The 20,590-nt window shown below is 33.8% G+C and carries 13 protein-coding genes and 2 tRNA genes; 5 read left to right on the top strand and 10 right to left on the bottom strand.

Translation table 11 applies throughout. The features are described 5' to 3' along the window. Positions 1-92: 92 nt before the first annotated feature. From B9O19_RS08525 to B9O19_RS08535, 3 genes are all read left to right on the top strand, one after another. Positions 93-344: a hypothetical protein gene (locus tag B9O19_RS08525; protein ID WP_102366016.1), complete on the top strand. Its 252-nt coding sequence runs from the start codon at positions 93-95 to the stop codon at positions 342-344. A gap of 24 nt (positions 345-368) precedes the next feature. Then, positions 369-1,061, top strand: a complete 693-nt coding sequence (locus tag B9O19_RS08530; RefSeq protein ID WP_102366021.1) for a hypothetical protein — start codon at positions 369-371, stop codon at positions 1,059-1,061. A 416-nt stretch (positions 1,062-1,477) separates the two neighbouring features. Next, positions 1,478-2,509 carry a hypothetical protein gene (locus B9O19_RS08535; RefSeq protein ID WP_102366022.1) on the top strand — a complete coding sequence of 344 codons (1,032 nt, stop codon included), beginning with the start codon at positions 1,478-1,480 and terminating at the stop codon, positions 2,507-2,509. A gap of 455 nt (positions 2,510-2,964) precedes the next feature. On the opposite strand, the gene B9O19_RS08540 is transcribed toward B9O19_RS08535, so the two are convergent. The 3 genes from B9O19_RS08540 to B9O19_RS08550 form a co-directional block, all read right to left on the bottom strand. Further along, positions 2,965-5,571 (bottom strand): PAS domain-containing hybrid sensor histidine kinase/response regulator, encoded by a 2,607-nt coding sequence (locus B9O19_RS08540; RefSeq protein WP_245862911.1) that lies wholly within the window; start codon positions 5,569-5,571, stop codon positions 2,965-2,967. Between the two features lie 446 nt (positions 5,572-6,017). Then, complete coding sequence (locus B9O19_RS08545; protein ID WP_102366023.1) at positions 6,018-6,812, bottom strand: AraC family transcriptional regulator; 795 nt, start codon at positions 6,810-6,812, stop codon at positions 6,018-6,020. A 36-nt stretch (positions 6,813-6,848) separates the two neighbouring features. Further along, a complete protein-coding gene (locus B9O19_RS08550; protein ID WP_102366024.1) occupies positions 6,849-7,667 on the bottom strand; it encodes an AraC family transcriptional regulator in 819 nt (272 codons plus the stop codon). Positions 7,668-7,912: 245 nt separating this feature from the next. On the opposite strand from B9O19_RS08550, the gene B9O19_RS08555 reads away from it, so the two are divergent. Beyond that, the gene (locus tag B9O19_RS08555) at positions 7,913-11,287 is read left to right on the top strand and encodes a cellulase family glycosylhydrolase (protein ID WP_102366025.1); all 3,375 of its coding nucleotides are present in this window, start codon (positions 7,913-7,915) and stop codon (positions 11,285-11,287) included. A gap of 180 nt (positions 11,288-11,467) precedes the next feature. Here the strand turns inward: B9O19_RS08555 and B9O19_RS08560 are convergent. From B9O19_RS08560 to nrdD, 7 genes are all read right to left on the bottom strand, one after another. Further along, positions 11,468-11,559: transfer RNA gene (locus B9O19_RS08560), tRNA-Ser, on the bottom strand. Between the two features lie 100 nt (positions 11,560-11,659). Next, positions 11,660-11,746, bottom strand: a tRNA-Ser gene (locus B9O19_RS08565). A 118-nt stretch (positions 11,747-11,864) separates the two neighbouring features. After that, complete coding sequence (locus B9O19_RS08570; protein ID WP_102366026.1) at positions 11,865-12,176, bottom strand: AzlD domain-containing protein; 312 nt, start codon at positions 12,174-12,176, stop codon at positions 11,865-11,867. Next, positions 12,163-12,918 (bottom strand): AzlC family ABC transporter permease, encoded by a 756-nt coding sequence (locus B9O19_RS08575; RefSeq protein ID WP_102366027.1) that lies wholly within the window; start codon positions 12,916-12,918, stop codon positions 12,163-12,165. Before B9O19_RS08575 ends, B9O19_RS08570 begins: the two co-directional genes overlap by 14 nt. A 30-nt stretch (positions 12,919-12,948) precedes the next feature. Further along, positions 12,949-13,461 carry a dUTP diphosphatase gene (gene dut / locus B9O19_RS08580; RefSeq protein ID WP_102366028.1) on the bottom strand — a complete coding sequence of 171 codons (513 nt, stop codon included), beginning with the start codon at positions 13,459-13,461 and terminating at the stop codon, positions 12,949-12,951. A 22-nt stretch (positions 13,462-13,483) separates the two neighbouring features. Continuing rightward, entirely contained in the window at positions 13,484-13,972 is a 489-nt protein-coding gene (gene nrdG / locus B9O19_RS08585) for an anaerobic ribonucleoside-triphosphate reductase activating protein (RefSeq protein ID WP_102366029.1), read from the bottom strand. 3 nt (positions 13,973-13,975) lie between these two features. After that, positions 13,976-16,096 (bottom strand): anaerobic ribonucleoside-triphosphate reductase, encoded by a 2,121-nt coding sequence (gene nrdD, locus B9O19_RS08590; RefSeq protein WP_102366030.1) that lies wholly within the window; start codon positions 16,094-16,096, stop codon positions 13,976-13,978. Positions 16,097-16,804: 708 nt separating this feature from the next. On the opposite strand from nrdD, the gene B9O19_RS08595 reads away from it, so the two are divergent. Next, the gene (locus B9O19_RS08595) at positions 16,805-20,539 is read left to right on the top strand and encodes a response regulator (RefSeq protein WP_102366031.1); all 3,735 of its coding nucleotides are present in this window, start codon (positions 16,805-16,807) and stop codon (positions 20,537-20,539) included. The last annotated feature ends 51 nt before the right edge of the window (positions 20,540-20,590 follow it).

Consider the following 20,590-nt stretch of genomic DNA (forward strand, 5'->3'; position numbering starts at 1 on the left):
GTAAGTAAGTATATTAAAAACAATTAAGTGTAGAAGCGACAAAACTAAAAATAAAAAGTTATACAGAAAAACAATATGGAGAAGCGTTTGCTATGACAATAGAAGATGCTTTTAGAGCTGAAAAGTCTTATGAAACAAGAAGTGAAAATACAGATTTAGTGATAGGAACAAATGGATATGGTCAATTTCCATATGATTTGACAGTAACAAGTAATTCTGTTTTTTCACCAGAATCAGATATGGGTGATTTAAAAGAAAAAAGGATAGGTGATTATGTATCAGCAGCAATATTGAGAAGCAGAGGACCCAATATAGTAGAATATTTATTAGATGTTTATAACTAAAAAAATAAAAAGGATGTGTAAAAAATGAAAAGATCAATAGGATGTATGATTGCAATATGTATATTATTATCAAGTATAACAGTGAATGCACAAATAGGTCAATTTTGGGCTGATGGAGATTTTAAAATAATATGTGATTTGGGAATAGTACCAAAAGAATATAGAGAAAAAGATATAAACGATTTAGTAACAAGGGCAGAGGTTGTTGATACACTCTCATGTTTGGTTTATATTGATAATGACTTAGAACCTAGGAATAATCAAGAGAGTATATGTTCAACACTTGGATGGGAATTTGAAGATATTGAAAATGGTACTGAGGAATGTACAATAGTAGTTTGTGGAGTAGAAGGTAGTATATTTAAAGGAGATATAGAAAATGGATTACATAAAGCTAATATTAAAGATTTAGCTACATATAGAGATGTAATAGTTATGGCATTAAGGACTTTAAATAGTGAACTTCTTTATAAAGATGATTTATCAGATTCATTTTATTTAGATTTAGCTGAAGAATGTAGGATGATAAACTATGGGAATTTAATTTCATCATCGTCAGTATTTATTGAACCGGAAGAGTTAGACGATAATATAACATGGAAAGAATTTTCAAAAATAGTGAGAACTATTTTATACATACCAAGATTTCAGACCGGCTACTGGGGATATGTAAATATGTATTTCATAGATGATTGGAAAAAAGGCTATAGAGAATAAAGGTTCCTAATAAAATAATAAATTAAGATAACTTTAAAAAATAATGTTTAGTAAGTAAATTTTGAGGACGTAAATTAATTTACGCCCTCCGGTAAACCAAAAAAAGTTGGACAAGAGTACGCATAAAAAACTGAAACGGAGTAAAAAACACCGGAAAGTTTTTGAATATATAAAAATTACTTGATCATTTGAAATAAAAATCCATTAAATACCTTATTTAAATAGTTAAGAAATATATAGCTCCGTTTCAGTTTTTTATGCGTAAGTAAATTTAGGCAAAATTATAGAAGATAAAATATTGTTAAGACAACTTATTTTGCCTGATCCGAATCAAATAAGTGAAAATGCTTTAAGAAAAGAACAGGGGTTAGGTGCAAGAGTATTATCATGCTACACTTTAAAAAAGGAGTTATAAAATGAATAATAATATAAGTAAAATAATAGTTTTTATTTTAATAACAGGCATAATGTTTCAAGGTTACTCAATAAAAACATATGCAGAAGAGAGAACAGAAATAAATACTGATGAACTGACAGAACAATTAATATTGTATGAAAACTATGAGAATGATAGTTTTACAAGAGAAGATTGTATTGTTAACATAATGAAAATTATAGGTTTGAATGAGAAAAAAATTGATAAAAATGGAATAATAATGGGAATAGAGAATAACTTTTTAGATTACAAAGAAAGAGGGCTGCATATTTATGATTATGACTATATAGAATATGCGTTGAGAATAGGAATGATACAACTAGAGACAGATATAAAAGGAAGAGGATATTATTTAAGACCATATGATAAGGCTACTATTGGCGAAGTTTTGACTTTGTGTATTCGTTGTTTAGAAAAATCTGAAAACAAATGTGAATGTAATTACTGGAAATACATATTTACAGAACAAGAGTTATGGCAAAAATCAATGGAATATGGATTAATAGATGGAATTAATTTAAGTGATAAATACACTTTTTACTCTCCTATTAATGTAGATGTATATAAAAATATTATATCAAATTTACTGAATTGTGAAATGAATTTACACTTTATTGATAGTGAATCCTATCCTGTTGAAGCTAAGTGCGATAAAGAAAACATCGGAAAAACTTATAAAGAATATATAATTAATAATGGGGGATTCGAAGCGAGAAAAAAAGACTTATACTTATGTATAAATGGAAATAAGTATAGCGAACCTGTATTTCCTTATTATTTAGAAAATGACAAAATTATAATAAGTTATTTTGGTCTAAAAAATTGTTTTCTTTATGACATGAGCAAGACCGAATTTAGCAAAATAGTAGAAAAATATGATATTGAAAGATATGAAAAATATTTTGGAAATGATATAGATAATACATATGTGTCAGTAAGAGAATTCTGTGAAGCAATAGGATATAAAGTAGAATATGAAGAAAGCAGTAATACTATAATTTTGACAAAATAAGTATATTCAAATTACATCTTAACAAATTGATAAATTGTAGGCAAGAAGAACAAGCTGTATATTAAATATAAAACTGTATTATACAGATATTTAATAATTCTTTAAAGTAAAATATTTAATTGGTTTATTTATAAATTAGTTAAATCAATTTTTTGTGTTGTTAAGCTATGGTAAATCTAGTATTGTTTAAATTATTTAAATGTTTATATTAAAATCCGTAAAACAATTTTTCATATTAAGTTGATAAAAATGATATAAGTCAGTAAGACGGATGAATATAGCAGTTTAAAGAAGACTGCTATATGTTGATATATTTATGTATTTCATTAACAGAAATAGAGCTGTTACTTATAAGAATAAAATATTTCACTTGTTTAAATAATAAATAAAAACGTTACGAAAATTTAGATCGTAACGTTTTTTATTTAATTATTTAAACAATGATTTATATGTAACTAACTCTTTGCCGAGACAGAAGATTCTATCATTTTATAAAGCTGTTCAGAGTCTATTGGTTTAGCTAAATGCCCATTCATTCCAGCTTCGCCTGCTTTTACCATATCTTCATGAAATGCGTCTGCTGTCATTGCAATAATAGGAATTGTTTTAGCTTTGGGATGTCCGGATTTTCGAATAGCTTCTGTTGCTTGATATCCATTCATATAAGGCATTTGCACGTCCATAAGAATTATGTCATAATCGTCACCGTTTGTTGTGAAGCGTTCTACAGCTTCTTTTCCGTCGCTTACACAGTCAATTTTCATACCTGTCATTTTCAAAAGTTCAACAGCAATTTCACGGTTAAGCTCATTATCTTCTGCCAGCAATACATTGAGACCATTTAAAACGGGATTTGGCTGATTATCTTTATTGTTTTTTATTGCTCTTTCAATTCCCGTTACAGTCAGCAGCGTATTATAAAGTGTGGAAGCAAATATAGGTTTTGAAAGGAATGCGTTGGCTCCGGCTTCTCGAGCCTTTTGTTCAATAGAACTCCAATCATAAGCAGTAATAATAATTATCGTTGTATTAGGACCTACAAATTCACGAACACGGCGTGTCACTTCAATACCATCCATGTCCGGCATTTTCCAGTCTATAAGACATACGTCGTATTCTTCTCCAACCTTGTGTGCTGACAGAACCTCATCAACACATTCTGCTCCGGTCATTACCCACTTCGATTTGATTCCAAGATTCTCAAGAAGCAATGTAGTATGGATACAACAATCACGATCATCATCAGCGACAAGAACTTTTAATGCTTCCAGTACTCGATGATTGTATGAAGACTTTTCTTCTTTAGATTCTGCAGTATCAAAGTCTAATTCGACTTTAAAAGTGCTGCCTTTCTCTAATTCGCTGTTAACCGAGATAGTCCCGTCCATAAGCGTAACTAAATTTTTGCAGATAGACATTCCGAGACCTGTGCCTCCAAATTGATTGCTTGCGGAAGTGTTTTCTTGCTCAAAAGGAAGGAATATACGTTTTACAAATTCTTCACTCATGCCTATACCGGTGTCACTTACTGTAAAACGCAGACGTATACGCCCGTTTTTCTTTTGTATCTGCCGTATTTCCATGCGGATTGAGCCGCCAGGCGGCGTAAATTTTATTGCATTGGATAGCAAATTAATCAGAATTTGGTTTAGTCTAAGCGAGTCTCCAATTAATATTGTATCGGTTAGGTCTATCAAAGGCATTGAAAATGTTATACCCTTTTCTGCAGCCTGCGGATATATGATTGATGTGATTGATTCAGCCACGCTTTCCAGGTTAAAAATCTCGTGGGCGATAGTCATTTTTCCTTCATCAATTTTTGACATATCAAGAACGTCGTTAATAAGTGTCATGAGATGCTTAGATGAGTATCCGATTTTTTCCAAACAGTCTTCTACGCGCTTCCTGTCTTCTATGTAGGCGCCCGCGATAGTAGTCATTCCAATTATCGCATTCATTGGCGTCCGAATTTCATGGCTCATTCTAGAAAGAAAGTTTTGCTTTGCAGCGTTGGCATTCTGAGCGTTTATCAGGGCGTCTTTTAAAGCCTGTTCTTTAATAATTTTTTCAGTTCGATCAGAAAGAGAAACAATATAGCGAACTATTTTATCTTGACTGATTTGAGGGAAGCTTTGCGCCAAAATCCAGCGTACTTGTCCGGATGGGTTCTTCATTCTGAATTCAACGCTTTTGCTTGACGTTGTTCCAGTTGGCTTAATAAACTCCATAAAATCAGTTTTATCTTCATTGATAATCAGATTCAACAAAGAATCTGTTTCTTTAAATATAGAGCGTTCTTTTATACCGAGAACACGCTGACAGTTATTGCTGACATACTCTAATTCTGCATGCTCTTTGTTATAGATTAAGAAAACTTCATCTACGTTGGAAGAAAGAATATCAAACAAGTGTTCGCGGTATTGAATCTCGCGAATGTTTTTTCTTTCACGCCAAAAAGCAAATAAAAAGTAAGCCGGCAGGAAGATAGTGAGTAATAAAGAAGAAAGGATAGCTGTGGTTGCTGTATTAGCGGAATGTTTTTCTAAACCTTTAATTTTTTGATCCGCAAACGCAATGATTTTTGTTAGCGCTGCGTCTACAGCGTCATATTTAGGATATATATTTTGCTCTACATATAAAGCTGTTTCTTCTTTAGTCATTGGTAAAATAAGAGGCAGTGAATCATTTTGAGTGTTTTTTAGGTCATTCATTGCATTAAGCAGTTGGATGGTGTCTTCACTCGGTCCAAGATATTGGTTGGTAATAATTTCAATTGCATTATATTGCATATTATAACGGCCGTTTAATAATTGCTGAACATTATCTATCTCCCATGAAGGTTCCGCGACAATATTTAACAGAAAACTTTTCATGTCCAGCAAACGTGACCGCATTGCACGAGACTCATTTGAGACAGTGTAAGGGTGGTTATAAATCATTGAAGCTGTTTGATGAAGCTGATAAGTAGAAAAAATGCTGAATGTGGATAGAAATATAGAAAATGCACAAATTATAAACATTACTACTTTTTTGAGTTTGTTTTTTCTTTTTTGCTTACTCATTAACATATACTCCTTTGTCCCCCGAGAATATTTTCGCTATTAGATGATTTAAGGCAGGTTATTTTTCGATCATAATTTTTAATAGAAAAAACATTAAATTTGGACATTTAAAAATTATATATACAAGTGTTCAAAATATCTCCCTTGTTATTTTGATTGTACATATGGTAATATTTTATTAATTAAAAAAATACAACACAAACCAACTTGTTATATAATTTATATATATACAAGTTTCTAAAACAATTTTAAATTTTTGTGCCTAAATAACAATTTTATGTATATGTAATAGCTGCACCATATTTTGTTAACGTTTATTATAACACGTATTAAATATAAAAGCAAGATATTATTTAATTCTGATTTTTAATTAATTTTATTGCAGAGGAAAATAAAATAGCGGCAAAACAGCCCTAATCTGTACGGACTGTACAAATTAAGGCTGTTTACATAGCTGACGTTTTTTTATGTAGAGTGCGATATTCTTTTGGTGTTATATTGAAATTTTTCTTGAATACTCTGTTAAATGTGCGGGAGCTTCCGAAACCCGACAATTCACCGATAACAGTAAGAGGCAGTTGTGTTGAGCGAATTAACTTTGCGGCATGTTCAGATCTAAGCATACCAATATAAATGTTAAAGCTAGTGTTTAGTTTATCAGAAAATATATTTGTTATTATATGAGGATTTACACCAAATTTATGAGATATATCTTTGAGAGTAATGTCGTTATTAAAACTTGTTTCTATATATTTTAATATTTTGCACGTTAGATTAAGAGAACCCAGTTTATTTGTTTGAACCAAATCTATACTTTCTATTAAGTCGGATAACAATATCATACTGCAGCTTAATAATATAATATTATCTGTCTGTGTTAAGATTTGGTTAAATATCATCTTTGATTTATCACCGGCTGTATTTTGGGAAATTTTATAGTTTTTTTGTTTCAGTATATGTATATTTGGACAAACTTGTTTATATATCTCGGGTTCATATTTTAAAATTAAAATTTTTGATTTTATGTTATCGCATGTAGAATAACTATGAAGGTATTCCGGAAATATTATAGCTGTATCACCTGTATTAAGAATATATTCATTGTCTTTAATTTTAATTTTTTGACTACCCTCAATGACTTGACAAATTTCAAGCTGTTCATGAATATGTCCTTTAGTATTTATAGAGTTATTTAATTTATAAATGTTAAGACCGTTTATAAGTTTAAAATCTGAATTCATATTTTACACCCCATATTATAAATACAATATTTTATATTATTTTATAATCAGTTTTTTACGGTATTCTCTGGGAGTTATTCTGAAATTATTATAAAATGTTCGGTCAAAGGTGCGTACACTGCTAAAACCAGACATGGTACTGATGTTTTCGAGTGAGTCGTTGGTACTTCGGATTAATTTTGCAGCAATATTGCTTCTTATTATGCCTAGGTAAGTTCTGAAATTAACTCCGATTTGCTCAGAAAAAATTTTAGAAACAGTGAATTTATTAATATATAATTCTTTTGATAGTGTGTCAAGAGTTATATTTTCACGGTAGTGTTCCTCGATATATGATATTATTTTATATTCATTGCTGATTTTTATATTATTATTATTAATTGGGATTGGCTCAAGTTGATTAATGAGTTTTTTTACTGCTATTGTACAGTAGAAAAACTGACGAATTTCAGAAAAATCTTCTATCATGTATTTGAAAATTTGTGACATGAAATCATCTATTTGATTTTTATATATTTTGTATTGATTAAAGGTGTAGTTATCGAAAAACTCTTTAAATTCTTGTATACGCTGTGATTTAAAAATGATACTAACAAATTCGGCGTTTTTATTATATTTGTTGTTTTCCTCAGAATCTATTCGAAAGCAGCTGTGCACATATCCAGGAGGTATGAGTACAGCTTCTCCGGTATTTAAAATATATGTCTGTTCGTTTATAATTAAATGTTGTATACCGCTGAATAAGTATATTATTTCAACTGAATTATGGATATGAGGCAGAAATTTAACTTCGCGTTTGTTATGAATAATACGAATATCTTTTGTATTGAGTTCATAATATGGCTCGTTTGACATTATAACACCGCCTTTAAATATTCTTTATTTTAATTTTAACACACAAGAAAGATTAAAACAAGACAAAAACAGAGATGAATAAGACAAAAATTGAATACAAATGGTTAAATAAAAAGTTGACAATCTTTGTCTGAAACTGCTCCTTTTTTGTCTTGTTAATAAAATACGGATATGTTATATTGACTTTAGATAAACCGGTTGAAATCATCTAAAAATTAATTTTTAAATTGAAAGGAGAATTTAAGATGATAAGAAGATTGTTTTGTGTTTTAGCAGTAATGTGTATGGTGATGGCATTAGCGGTTACGCCTGTTTGCGCAGAATATCCCAGTAAGCTTTCAGCAAGAGAATTATTGAAACTATCTTTAGATTACTGCAGCAGTATGGATCAAAGTAAATATATAAATGAAACATGGGATGTGTTTAATGAAGCGTTAGAAAACGCATGGAAGATATATAATAATTCCGGAGCTTCTGAAGTGGACATGACTACAGCAAGAGGAAGTCTGGAAAAAGAGAAATCAAGATTAAAATTTGTGCAGTCTGATGAGCCTGAAGATCCATTAAGTTTTCGTTTATTAGATAAGAATGAAGTTGTGAATGAAATGGGAGTAGGCTGGAATCTTGGAAACACTATGGATGGAACGAGCAACGATTGGAGCGACGGATATATGATTCCGTGCGAAACAGGCTGGCAACCCAATGTGACTACTAAAGAAATGATTAAATCTATTCATGATGCTGGTTTTAATACAATTCGTATTCCGATTACGTGGGGAACAATGATTGATGATGAAGATGGGTATTCTATAAATCCGGATTGGATTTCAAGAGTTCAGGATATAGTTGACTACTGTATTGATTTGGATATGTATGCAATAATAAATATACATCATGACGGCGCTGAACAATACGGATGGCTTCGCGTTGCGGCAGACGACATAGATAGTGTATATGAAAAATTTGAAGGAACGTGGAGAAGTATTGCTTCATATTTTAAAAACTATGATGAGCATTTAATCTTTGAGTCAATAAATGAACTGACATGTATGGAAGGGGATATGAAAAATTCCAGTCAGGCTAAAGCCTATGATATACCTATAATTGTTAACTTAAATCAAATCTTTGTAAATGTGGTTCGCTCAACCGGATCAAACAATCTTTATCGCTATTTGTCGGTTGCATCCCATTATGCAAATGGGGGAACTGAGGATAATTTCATTATGCCTGAAGATACATATAATATTGATAATAGATTGATGTTTACAACCCATATTTATAAAAACAATACTGCTGTATCTTGGAAATATGATGAAGCTTATGAAGTTATTAATGTTTTGAAAAAAATATGTAAAAAGTTTTCTGATTATCCGATTATATTAGCTGAATATGGAAATAGATATCACGAGTTTCAAGGTAATCCTTCGGGGGCAAATGATATACAGCGAGGATACTATGATGAAATAGTAACGAAAGGAAGCAAAGTTTGTGGTGCTGTTCCTTGTGTGTGGGACAATGGAACAGGAGGAGACTTTTCTATATGGGACAGAGTCAATAATAAACCGATATGGAAGAATATTACCGATAGTATGATGAGGGGACATTATATTGAGCCTTCCGAGTTGAATTTAAATGATGTAAATCTGACAGATATAATTGAAAATCCTCAAATTAATAAAATAACTGATATAAGCGGACTGCCTGATAGTTTAACACTGGAATACGGTGAGGTTAAAAATCTAAATTTTAATACTGAGCCTGCAGAAACAAATGATGTATTGTTATGGAAGTCATCAGATGATAGTATAGTTACTGTACATAGAGGAATTATGCGTGCAAGAGCTGTAGGGTCTGTGACAATTACGGCTTTTTCTCAGAGCGGAAGCTGTGAAAAAACATTTGCTGTTACTGTAAAGCCGTCAATTTCTGATGTTCCTGCAAATGAAATATTGACTGCTAAAGACAAGTATGAAATAGGTGAAAATAGAGCGGAATATATAAATGCCCAAATATTACCATCAGAATCTGATGATGATTTAATATATGTTTCAGATGATGATTCTATTGTTACAGTAAATAAATTTGGAAAAATGGTAGGTGTCAAAATAGGTAAAGCACAGGTGACGGTTCAATCTGCAAGCGGTCTTAAAAAGAAAATAGATATAGAGGTTGTAGACGCTGAACCATATTACCAGGAGATTGAGGAGACAATAAAATCTTTAAAGTTTGAAGACGATGGAAAATCTGATACAATTCCACTGCCAACTGTGGATGGGTATAAGTTTGAATGGAAGACAAATACCAACGACAAATATTCATATGTGAATGATGGAGGAGCCATTACTGTTATTAGGCCCGCGTATGGAGAAGCAAGTGTTGAGTCAAGTGTAAAGGTAACAGCCTATAATGAAATTACCGGATATAGTTTAACATCAACTGTAAAATTTAATATCAGTCCTTATATTAATACCGATGGTTCCGGAAGTGTTAAGTGTAATTTTTATCTTGACAATAAATATAAAGATGACGAAACTTTTGTTATAAAGTTCTATAAAAAGGGCGCTTTAGTAAAGAGTTCTTCTGTATCTGTTCCTTCAAATGTTAATATATACAGTGAATCTATAAGTGGTATCCCGAACGGAGATTATATAGTAAAATTTACGCCTATGAGTGATGTTATGAGAGTAAAGGAGTCGTCACAAGAAGTTAATATTATTCCTGATAATGAAACGAGTTTAAATGTATTAGCTGCACAAATGGTGTATACAAATATTAAAGCGTGTGAAAGCATTAGTCCAACTGATAATATTACAGTAATTGATTTTCTTGAAAAAATGACTGATAAAGAACGTCAGGATTTTAAAAATTCAAAGACGATAAGATTAAATTACACGGTTGTAGTATCTCCGGAAAACATTAGTAATACTGCATTTATAGATATACTGGGAGGAGATATTCCTGTTGAGTATCAGGCAAGTTCGGACAGTTCGAGATATACACGTTTGAGAATATACAAAAGATGGAATCAGCTTGATATGATTGATGGAACTTTGGCTAACTGCAGCGGTTCTAAGGATATAGAAGGGCACCAAAAATTAAATATTGGCGGAAAGTTTCAAGATGGAACTATAGAATATCAAATCTCGCTTCTAATTGATTATGAGAATCAAACAATTACACAAGGAACAAAATCGTCTGTTGGTTCTAGTGACTTTATTTTTACAGGTTTTCCGGCTGACGCAGATAGATCAAAGCTTAACCTTATTGCGTATAATAATTTGGGAACACAAGAAGTATATACGATAAAAGATGTTACTTTATCGTTTGAGCAATTGGTTTATCCGGAAGTTGATGATTTTAAGTATTCAATAGTTAGTATTAATAGAAATGCAAATAACGTTGAGGTATCAGTAGAGGGCGAAGGAGAGGCAAAACTTATCTTAGCTTTATACAATGGTTCTGACATTTTGTTAAAGACTGATATGAAAGAGATTAACGGAACAGGAACTTATGATTTTATGGATTATATAAATAGTGAAGAACCAAATATATCACTGAAAGCATTTTTATGGAAAAATACTGATGAGATAATACCAATATCAATGCCTTTATCATACTAATATTTATATTATTATAGATTGTAAAGTTGGTATATAATTAGAATTAGAAAAATGATTATTTATAATTAAATTTGACAGAAGCTTTTTTTATAAAGTTTATTAAATAATTTATTAGTTTTATGGATGAGAATCATATTGGATTAAATAATAAAAAACCATTGCTTTAAGCAATGGTTTTTTTGGCGGAGATGGAGAGATTTGAACTCTCGCGCCGCGTTAACGACCTATACCCTTAGCAGGGGCACCTCTTCAGCCAACTTGAGTACATCTCCGAATTCGCTGCAGTTAATTTTAACTAAACCGCTCTGTATTAAATTTGAAAAAAACGACACAGAAGTTTATCCTGTGCCATAGCGCCTTTATAAAAAGGAATGGCGGAGAGGCAGAGATTCGAACTCTGGGTGCTTTCGCATCACTAGTTTTCAAGACTAGCTCCTTAAACCGCTCGGACACCTCTCCGTATTATACGACTTTTAGGACAAACCTATCACGTCGCGACTTGATAAGTATACCATATACTAGAAAGGTTTGTCAACACTTTTTTTAAAATTTTTTTAATTTTTATATGACTTTTTTTCTACATAATTACAGCTTCGGTTATAAACACTGCTAGGCTTGATAATAAGGCAACAGTTATTAGGCTCTTTTGCATATATGATAGCGCTATTGCTGCTGCAAAGCCTATAACAGCAGAATATATGCTAGAGGTTGAATAGAGTATAGCCGGGAATATCATGGCGCCTAAAACTGCATATGGCATATAAAAAAGAAAGGATAACAGAAAACGGTTTTTAATCTTTTTTCTTATTATTGTTAATGGTATCATTCGTATTAAGTAAGTAGGAACGGCCATAACAGCTATATATATTAAAATTTTAAGGTTGTCCATCGATGCCATCCTTCCCATTAGTTTCATCTGTATCAATTGGGGCGAAATAAGCGCCCAGACCGGCACATACAAGTGCACAGATTATTATTACAAAACCATTCGATACCATATTAAGAACAGGAAACCACTTAAAGCACGAGCTGAGAAGCACAGCTCCAAATAATACATATAAAACAGCCTTATTATCTTTTGCCGGAGGAACAACAATGGCTATAAACATTCCGTATATGGCGATACCAAGCGCGCTTCTGATTGATTCAGGCAGAAGCATACCGGCGGCTGCTCCAACAAGTGTTCCTAGAGCCCAGCCTATATATGGTATTGTCATAAGTCCGTACATATATTTGGGTCCCAATTGAGCCGGCTTAGTTGTGGATACTGCAAAAATTTCATCAGTTATGCCAAAAGCTATTCCCATACGGTTTAATCCTCCGATGCCGCCGAATAGCTTTTGAGATACCGAGACTGACATAAGAGCGTATCTCATATTGATTACAACCTGCGTCATTGCAACTTCGAGATAAGAAGCTCCGCCAAGCATAAGGGAAAGCCCGGCAAATTGTCCTGCAGAGGTAAGATTTGTCATTGAAATAAGAAGCGCCGCCCACACAGGAAGTCCTCCCATTGCCGCCATTATCCCGAACGTAAAGGATACCGACAGGTATCCTAAACCTATCGGTATTCCATCTCTCACACCTTGAGAGTATCTGTTTTCTATAAATTCTTTTGTATTGGATTTCATAATAACTTGTTTTTGTTTGTCTCCTGAATTTTATTTTCCGGTGCTTCCAAAGCCGCCGTTTCTTACACCTGTCGCATCATCGTCAACGGTGATGCCGTATTGAACAAATATACCCTGTGCGAAAGCGTCCCCCTGTTTTAGCGAAACAGTTTTTCCTGTATTTGTGTCGTTTGTTATTTTTATAAAGATATGACCCTCGTTATCAGAATTATAGTAGTCGCTGTCAATTATTCCGACAGTATTATTTAGCTGAAGTCTAAATTTAAAACCAAGCCCGCTTCTGGGGTAAAGGCATAAGACCCAGCTGTTGTCTATTTTTGTTCTTATTCCGGTAGGTATCATTATTGTTTCATTTGGCTTTAGTTCAAAATCCAAAGTCGAATAAAAATCATAACCGGCACTTCCTGCTGTTGCGCGTTTTGGGAGTTTTATACTTTCATAAGTTTTTTTAATTTTATCTATATCAGTACTGCCGAAGCAGTTATTCCATCCTTCGGTAAACTGTTCTATACTGACTTTTTCAAATTTTGCTATACCTGTCATAATCGTCTCCTTTATGTTGATTTTATGCTTTTGTATACAAAACTATATCATCGCGGCTTTGTTTAACATCTATAACTCTTTGGTTGGTGCTTCCGCGCCAATGTAGTTTTGGATCCAGTTTGTCTTTCACAAATTTTCCGTCAATAAGTATATCTATGTATCTTATAACCGTCAAGTCTTTTATGTCTTCCCAATTGTATCCGGTGTAGAGCCAAATAGTTTTGTCCGGATATTTTTCTTTTATTTCTTTTGCCAGCGTTTCAACCCCATTTATATTAGATTGATATAATGGATCACCGCCTGTAAATGTTATACCGGATATATGTGGTTTGTCAAGTTCTGTAAAAATTTCTGACTTTTCATCTTCTCCGAAAGGCAGTCCTCCGTCAGGATCCCAGGTTATTGGGTTATGACAGCCTTCGCATTTGTGCTCACAGCCTGCTACCCATAACACCACTCTCAGACCGTCTCCATTCAGCATGTCGTCTTTGGTTATATTATGATATCGCATATCTTACATACTTCTCCTGTCTTTAATTTCAGCCATTTTCGCATCGTTAAGCCGGGTGTCTCCCTTAACGCGCGAATATGACAAATATCCGTTCATACGGTCGATTTTAGTGAGGTTTTTGCTTCCGCACTTAGGACATACGTCCATTTCAAGCTCGCTGTGACCGCAGTCGTCGCAGTATGCCAACGAGAGATTAACTCCTTCATAAAAGCCCATATCCATAGCCCGGTGAATCAATGTCTCTATTGCTTTTTTATTATAGTCAATAGGATATTTTACATATTGAATTTTTCCGCCGTTCATAAGGTCCCAAAATCTTTTTTCCAAATCTTGTTTTCTGATAGGAGAAATATCTTCTGAAACATGACAGTGAAAACTGTTGCTGACATATTCCCGGTCGGAAACGTTTTCTATTATGCCATACTTTTTCCTGAATTGTTTTACCTGCAGACCGCACAAGTTTTCAGCGGGCGTTCCGTAAAGTGCATAAAGGTTTCCGTCTTCTTCTTTAAACTGAGCTACCTTTTTATTAATGTGTTCCATGACTTCTATAGCAAACTGTCCGTCTTCAACCAAAGATTTTTTATTGTGAAGCTGCTGCAGTTCATTTAGAGCAGTTATTCCAAAAGAGGCGGTAGCCGTCTTTAACAGCGGCTTTATCTTGTCGTGAATACCCAAATGTCCTCCGTAAAATCCGCCTTCACAATAAGCGAGAGGATTGGTGGAAGCCCGCATTTCTCCTAGATATTCATAAGTGCGTATATGTAACTTTCTTATAAGCTCCAAATAATAGTCAAGGACCTCATAGAAATCTTTGTTCTCTTTTTCGGCCTTAGCGTATATCATTGGAAGGTTTAAGCTTACTGCGCCTACGTTAAATCTTCCTACATATACCGGTTTATCATTATCGTCAGCGGGATTCATGCCGCCTTTTTCGTACCACGGTGACAAGAAAGCACGGCATCCCATAGGAGATACGACTTTGTTATATTTCTTGTATATACCGGCAACATATCCATCGCCTGTAAGAGACAGCCAATCAGGATACATAGTTTTAGCGGAGCATTCAACTCCGGCCTTGAACACGTCTTCAAGCTCTTTGCCCGGTCCGTGAAGATTCTCATCATAAAGAAATACGATTTTAGGGAATAATACAGGTTTCTTGCATTCCTTTTTACCCTGACCGTTCTTGTGAACTTTTAAGAGTGAGATGGTTGCCATTTTTTCAAAGCGTTTTGTTCCGAGACCTGCGGTGACCGTTATAAACGGATAATCGCCGCGGCTGGAGGCAACAGTGTTAAATTTATATTCCCAGCCCTGAAAGCCCTGTTCATAGTCTCTCTGCACATCTTTTATAGTTTCACGTTCAGCTGTTTCCTCAGACAAACCCATTTCTAAATAGCGGGCTTTATTTTGGGCATATGTTTTTTCAGCATACGGAGCCAAAAGTTTGTCTACTTCAGGAACTGTAAAACCTCCGTATTGCTGACTTGCTGCTGACAATACAATGTCGCCTATAACATCAAAAGCAACCGCTAAAGTTTTGGGTTCGTTATACCAAAGGTTGCCCATTTCAAAACCGCCGCTTAAAACAGTTTTAACATCAAACAGACAACAGTTCATAGTGTCTCGCCTTGCGGACATATCGTGTACGTAAATATAGCCGTCGCGGCAAGCCTGGAGTTCCTCAACAGTCATAAAGAACTTTTGATAAAGTTCTTTGTTGAGCTGGTTAAAAATGAGTGAGCGTTTGGTGGAAACTAAAGCTGAATCCGAGTTTGAATTTTCTTTGTCTCCTATGTACATAATTGCCTGACTCTTTTGATAGACTTCGTCCAGCATGTGAACAAAATCCTGTTTGTAGTTTCTGTAGTCTCTGTAGCTTTTGGCTACCACAGGATTGACCATATCAAGCGCGCCCTCAACTATGTTGTGCATTTCGGCGATATGGATTTTATCCTTTTGCATATTAAGAACCCTGCTGTCTACGAAGGCACAAATTTTGTGTATGTCTTCATCAGTAAACTCAACTAAGGCGCGGTTAGCTGATTTTTTTACTGCGACAACTACTTTCTTTACGTTGTAATCTTCTTCTGTTCCGTCTTTCTTAATAATTTTAATCATACAAAACACTCCTAAATTATACTATTGTGCGGATTTAAGTCCGGTAAACCTTTTTGTGCGGAAAAACTGTAACGTAAAATTGTTGTTTAAATATATGTATTTGGCAATATATTTAAATCTCTAATGCTTTATTACTTAAAACTGAAATTTCGGGAATTTTTCTCGAATCACAACATTTTGCGTTAAATGTAAATTTACTAACACAACATATAGTATAATAACATATGTTGTAAAAAAATACAATGGCTTTTTTTGTCTTATTTCATGACTTTTTTGTAACATCAATAAAGCGTTATATAACGGCACTTCTATAAAAACTATTTGCTTTTTGTAATACAACTTTAATTGAAACTACTAAAATATTGTCAATTAATAAAAATTTCGGTATGAAAAATATGGTAATATTATTTTTTGTAACGTTACTGTAACCGGTCGTTAAACTACATGTAAAAAAGATTATAGCATATTCAGGAAATCAAGACAAGAGGAAAATATAATATAGATAAAATTCAGATATAAATTAAAAATAAAATAATTCCAAACCTAAATAAGAAATAAATAGTGTTTGGATTTAATTATTAAGGAACTGGAAACATTTATTAAATTCCTTGATTTTCAGGTTTGAATAATGTATAATGCTTGATAGAAAATAAAGGCTGATGGTTATATTTTAAAGCATATCCTGTCGGCAATTTTGGAGAACGGCAAATGAAAAAGTCAATTTGTTCCATAAAAAAAGTTATTCTAAAAGCACTTATGTTTAGTGTTTTATTTTTGTTTCCGCTTAACGGTTCGTTTTGTTATGCAATGGTTAACGGCGCAGGGCGGCAGAATTTGTACAGCCAAAACCTGATGTTAATAACGGTGATGTGCTGCGTCATTTTAATCTTGTTAATATGTTTAGTGTTTCTAGTAAACAAACTTCTTAAAACGAAAAAAATAATTAATAAGAATATGGAAAATGAAAAGATTTTAAACGGTCTTGTAAATACTGTTGTGTATAAGATTATGCCTGACGGAATAGAAACTTTGTATTACAGCGACGGAGTGCCAAAGCTTTTGGATATGACCAAAGATGAATATGACAATTGGGTATCAGACGGAGACTTAATTGAAAAGTGTGTATATAAGGGGGATTTGCCCCGGTTTATGAGAATGTATGAAAGAGTGTTAAATAATAAATATCCTAATATGAATATAAATTTTCGATTAAATACGAAAAATAATGTTCATACTTGGATACACCTCAATGCGTTTAGAATACGTGAGGAGAACGGTTATCCGGTATTTGCCGCACTTTTTTCGGAGGGTTCGGACGAAGCTAAAATGTATCGGAAAATAATCGATGATTCTCCGACCGGCGTTTTTGTAGCATCGGTAAGTAATGATGAAATACTCTATGCCAACAGCGCCATGTATAGATTAGGACTGTGTGACAGCGGTGAGATTTTAGGCAGAAATTGCTATGAGGTTTTCTTTGGCCGCAGAGAACGCTGTGAGTTCTGCCGGAAGGAAAATTTGAGTTATAACTCTCTGCTGGTATGCGAATTGTTTAACAGGGATATGACAAGGCATTACTGCAACAGTGCCAGACTCATAGATTGGAATGGTATTCCTGCATATATTGAATACATAAGCGAGGATACAGAAAGTTTTTTTGCTTATAAAAAGCGTAATGACCTGATTAATAATTTCCCGGGCGGCGCCGGAATATGCGAGATGGAAGACGGCAAGTTCAGGGTGTCTTTTCTCAATGAAGGCTATTATAAAATGCTGGGACGGAATATGGAAGATTCTATGAGTATTGAGAAAAATCATAGTCTAAACTATATTTATCCTGATGACAAAAAGAAAATTTTAAGTGAAATAGCTTCTTTAAATGAATGCGGACAGATAGGAGAATGTACGGTTCGTGTTGAGACAAGCGAACCGGGCGTTTTAAAATGGATTAATATGCGCGGCACCTTGTCTGAAAAAGACGGGGATAAAAAAGTCTTTTACGTTTCTTTTTCAGATGTTGATGAATCTAAGAAAGCCAGTATTAAGCTTAATGAAGCATATAAAAATCTTGAACTCAGTGAAAAGATGCTGAATGAGGCAATAAGACATTCAGAAATAAAATTATGGGAGTATTTCCCGGAGACAGGCTGCGTTGTCTGGACTTCTCCGTTTGAAAATGATTTTGACGCGGAGAATATTATGGAAAATTATCCTGACTCATGGATTGAAATGAACATTACCGCGCCCGAGAGCGTTGAGGATTTAAAACGTTTTTATAATGAAGCTAAGGCTGGAAAAACCGAAGGAACCTGTGAGATAAAGAATAAATTTAAAGACGGTTACCGCTGGGAGAGGCTGAATTTTACATCAATCCCGGGCAAAGGAGAAGAGCGGACAAAAGTTATTGTCACAGCTATAGATATTACCAAGCAAAAAGAAGCTGAAAAAAGGTTCGAAGAGGAGCTTGCAAGAAAGAGCGCCCTTGAGGCTGATTCTGTATCCAGTATTACATATAATGTTTCTAAGGATACTATAGCTGAGGCGGTTACCAATAACGGTCACCGCAATATAATTAAGCAGAATTGCAGATTAAGCGACGCAGTGTCAGGTATGTATGAATTTATGGCGTCAGATAAGGACATAGAAATATGCAAAAAAGAGTTTAATCAAACGACTATGCTCAATAATTATTATAATGATTGCAGAAAATATGAGGTTGTTTATTGCATTACGCCGCCGGATGGGAAAGATAGAATTAAATATTATTCAGCGGATATCAGTATGGCTGAAGACCCCAGGTCTAAGGAGATTTATGCTTTTGTTTATACTCATGATGTAACCGATGATATATTAAAAAAGGAAGTTATTGAGAGCGCAATTGAGGAAGAAGTAGACTTTATTTCATACTTAAATTTGAAAACTAATATTGTTAAAATGCTGAATTATAAAAAAGACGCCGTAGCTCTTCCAGGAACTGAACCACGAGATTATACGGAAAGCAATATGGTAAATATACCCGCTATGATTCCACCGGAGGAACAGGAGGAATGTTTTAAAGCCTTCGACGTTGAAAACATAAAAAAAGAGCTTATAAACAAAGATGAGTTTTCTATAATTCATTCGGTTTACAATAAGAGGAATCCTAATGAAAAGAGACGTGTGAAACATAGGATTTATTATCTGAATGAGCGGTGTGATATAATAGTTTTTGTACGCAGCGATATAACTGATGTTTTTAATCAGGAACAGGAAAAAAACCGGCAGCTTCAAGACGCACTTAGACAGGCAAAGCAAGCTAATGCTGCCAAGAGCGACTTTTTATCAAGGATGAGCCATGAGATAAGAACTCCGATGAATGCTGTTTTAAGTTTGGCAAGTTTAGGCGCTGAGGATTCTAAAGATCCTGAAATGACTGAGTATTTTAAGAAGATAAATGATTCCGGGAAATATCTATTGGGACTGATTAATGATATTTTAGATATGTCCAGGATTGAACGTCAAAAAGTTAAGCTGAATCCCGAAATAGCAGAGCTGGATAAGTTTTTTTCTACTATTATGTCTATTATAAAACCATTATATCAGGCAAAGAATATTGACTTTGTGTTTGACAGGTCAGAATTTAAAAGAAAATATGCAAAAATTGATGTTATGCGTACACAGCAAATATTAATAAATCTCTTAAACAACGCTATAAAATTTTCTGATAACGGCGGCAGGATAGAATTTACCGCGTTATCTTTGAATAGAGGCGGTAAGGAATATAATAAGTTTATTATCCGTGATTACGGCGTGGGTATGAGCAAAGACTTTTTGAGCCGTGTTTTTAATCCGTTTGAGCAGGAACAAAATAAATTTTCTTCGTCTCAGGAAGGTACTGGATTAGGACTGGCGATATCGAAAAATTTGGTCAGCCTAATGGGCGGAACCATAGAAGTTGAAAGCGTTATAAATCAAGGAAGCACTTTTACTGTGGAGATACCGGTTTCAGAGCCGGGAGCGGAAGAAATAAGAGAATTTATTGATTTAAAAAGAGATTCAAAGAATACTTGTGATTTAAGCGGCAGAAGAGTTTTGCTTGCGGAGGATCATCCGATAAATACAGAGATAACCGTTAAGCTTTTGGAAAAACGCGGAATGGTTGTTGAGCATGCAGAGGATGGAGTGATTGCTGTAGATATGTTTAAAAAATCCAAACCGGGTTATTATGACGCTGTTTTGATGGATATAAGGATGCCGAATATGGATGGGCTTGAAGCTGCTGAAAAAATTCGGAGTCTAAACAGAAGCGACGCAAAAACAGTGCCTATAATTGCTATGACGGCAAACGCGTTTGATACTGATATAGAGAACTCAATTAATGCAGGGATGAATGCGCATTTATCAAAGCCGATAAAACCTGAGGAGGTTTATAAGACGCTTGAAATTTTAGTAGGACGGGTGTAACGTTTTAATGATTTTGAGAACTGAATTACATTAATAATTATAATATTTATT

Source organism: Monoglobus pectinilyticus (assembly GCF_002874775.1).
GTDB classification, from domain to species: domain Bacteria; phylum Bacillota; class Clostridia; order Monoglobales; family Monoglobaceae; genus Monoglobus; species Monoglobus pectinilyticus.

Bases quoted from the DNA above. Each gene is read 5' to 3' on its own strand.
- B9O19_RS08525 (WP_102366016.1), top strand. From the start codon at position 93: ATGACAATAGAAGATGCTTTTAGAGCTGAAAAGTCTTATGAAACAAGA.
- B9O19_RS08530 (WP_102366021.1), top strand. From the start codon at position 369: ATGAAAAGATCAATAGGATGTATGATTGCAATATGTATATTATTATCA.
- B9O19_RS08535 (WP_102366022.1), top strand. From the start codon at position 1,478: ATGAATAATAATATAAGTAAAATAATAGTTTTTATTTTAATAACAGGC.
- B9O19_RS08540 (WP_245862911.1), bottom strand. From the start codon at position 5,571: ATGAGTAAGCAAAAAAGAAAAAACAAACTCAAAAAAGTAGTAATGTTT.
- B9O19_RS08545 (WP_102366023.1), bottom strand. From the start codon at position 6,812: ATGAATTCAGATTTTAAACTTATAAACGGTCTTAACATTTATAAATTA.
- B9O19_RS08550 (WP_102366024.1), bottom strand. From the start codon at position 7,667: ATGTCAAACGAGCCATATTATGAACTCAATACAAAAGATATTCGTATT.
- B9O19_RS08555 (WP_102366025.1), top strand. From the start codon at position 7,913: ATGATAAGAAGATTGTTTTGTGTTTTAGCAGTAATGTGTATGGTGATG.
- B9O19_RS08570 (WP_102366026.1), bottom strand. From the start codon at position 12,176: ATGGACAACCTTAAAATTTTAATATATATAGCTGTTATGGCCGTTCCT.
- B9O19_RS08575 (WP_102366027.1), bottom strand. From the start codon at position 12,918: ATGAAATCCAATACAAAAGAATTTATAGAAAACAGATACTCTCAAGGT.
- dut (WP_102366028.1), bottom strand. From the start codon at position 13,461: ATGACAGGTATAGCAAAATTTGAAAAAGTCAGTATAGAACAGTTTACC.
- nrdG (WP_102366029.1), bottom strand. From the start codon at position 13,972: ATGCGATATCATAATATAACCAAAGACGACATGCTGAATGGAGACGGT.
- nrdD (WP_102366030.1), bottom strand. From the start codon at position 16,096: ATGATTAAAATTATTAAGAAAGACGGAACAGAAGAAGATTACAACGTA.
- B9O19_RS08595 (WP_102366031.1), top strand. From the start codon at position 16,805: ATGAAAAAGTCAATTTGTTCCATAAAAAAAGTTATTCTAAAAGCACTT.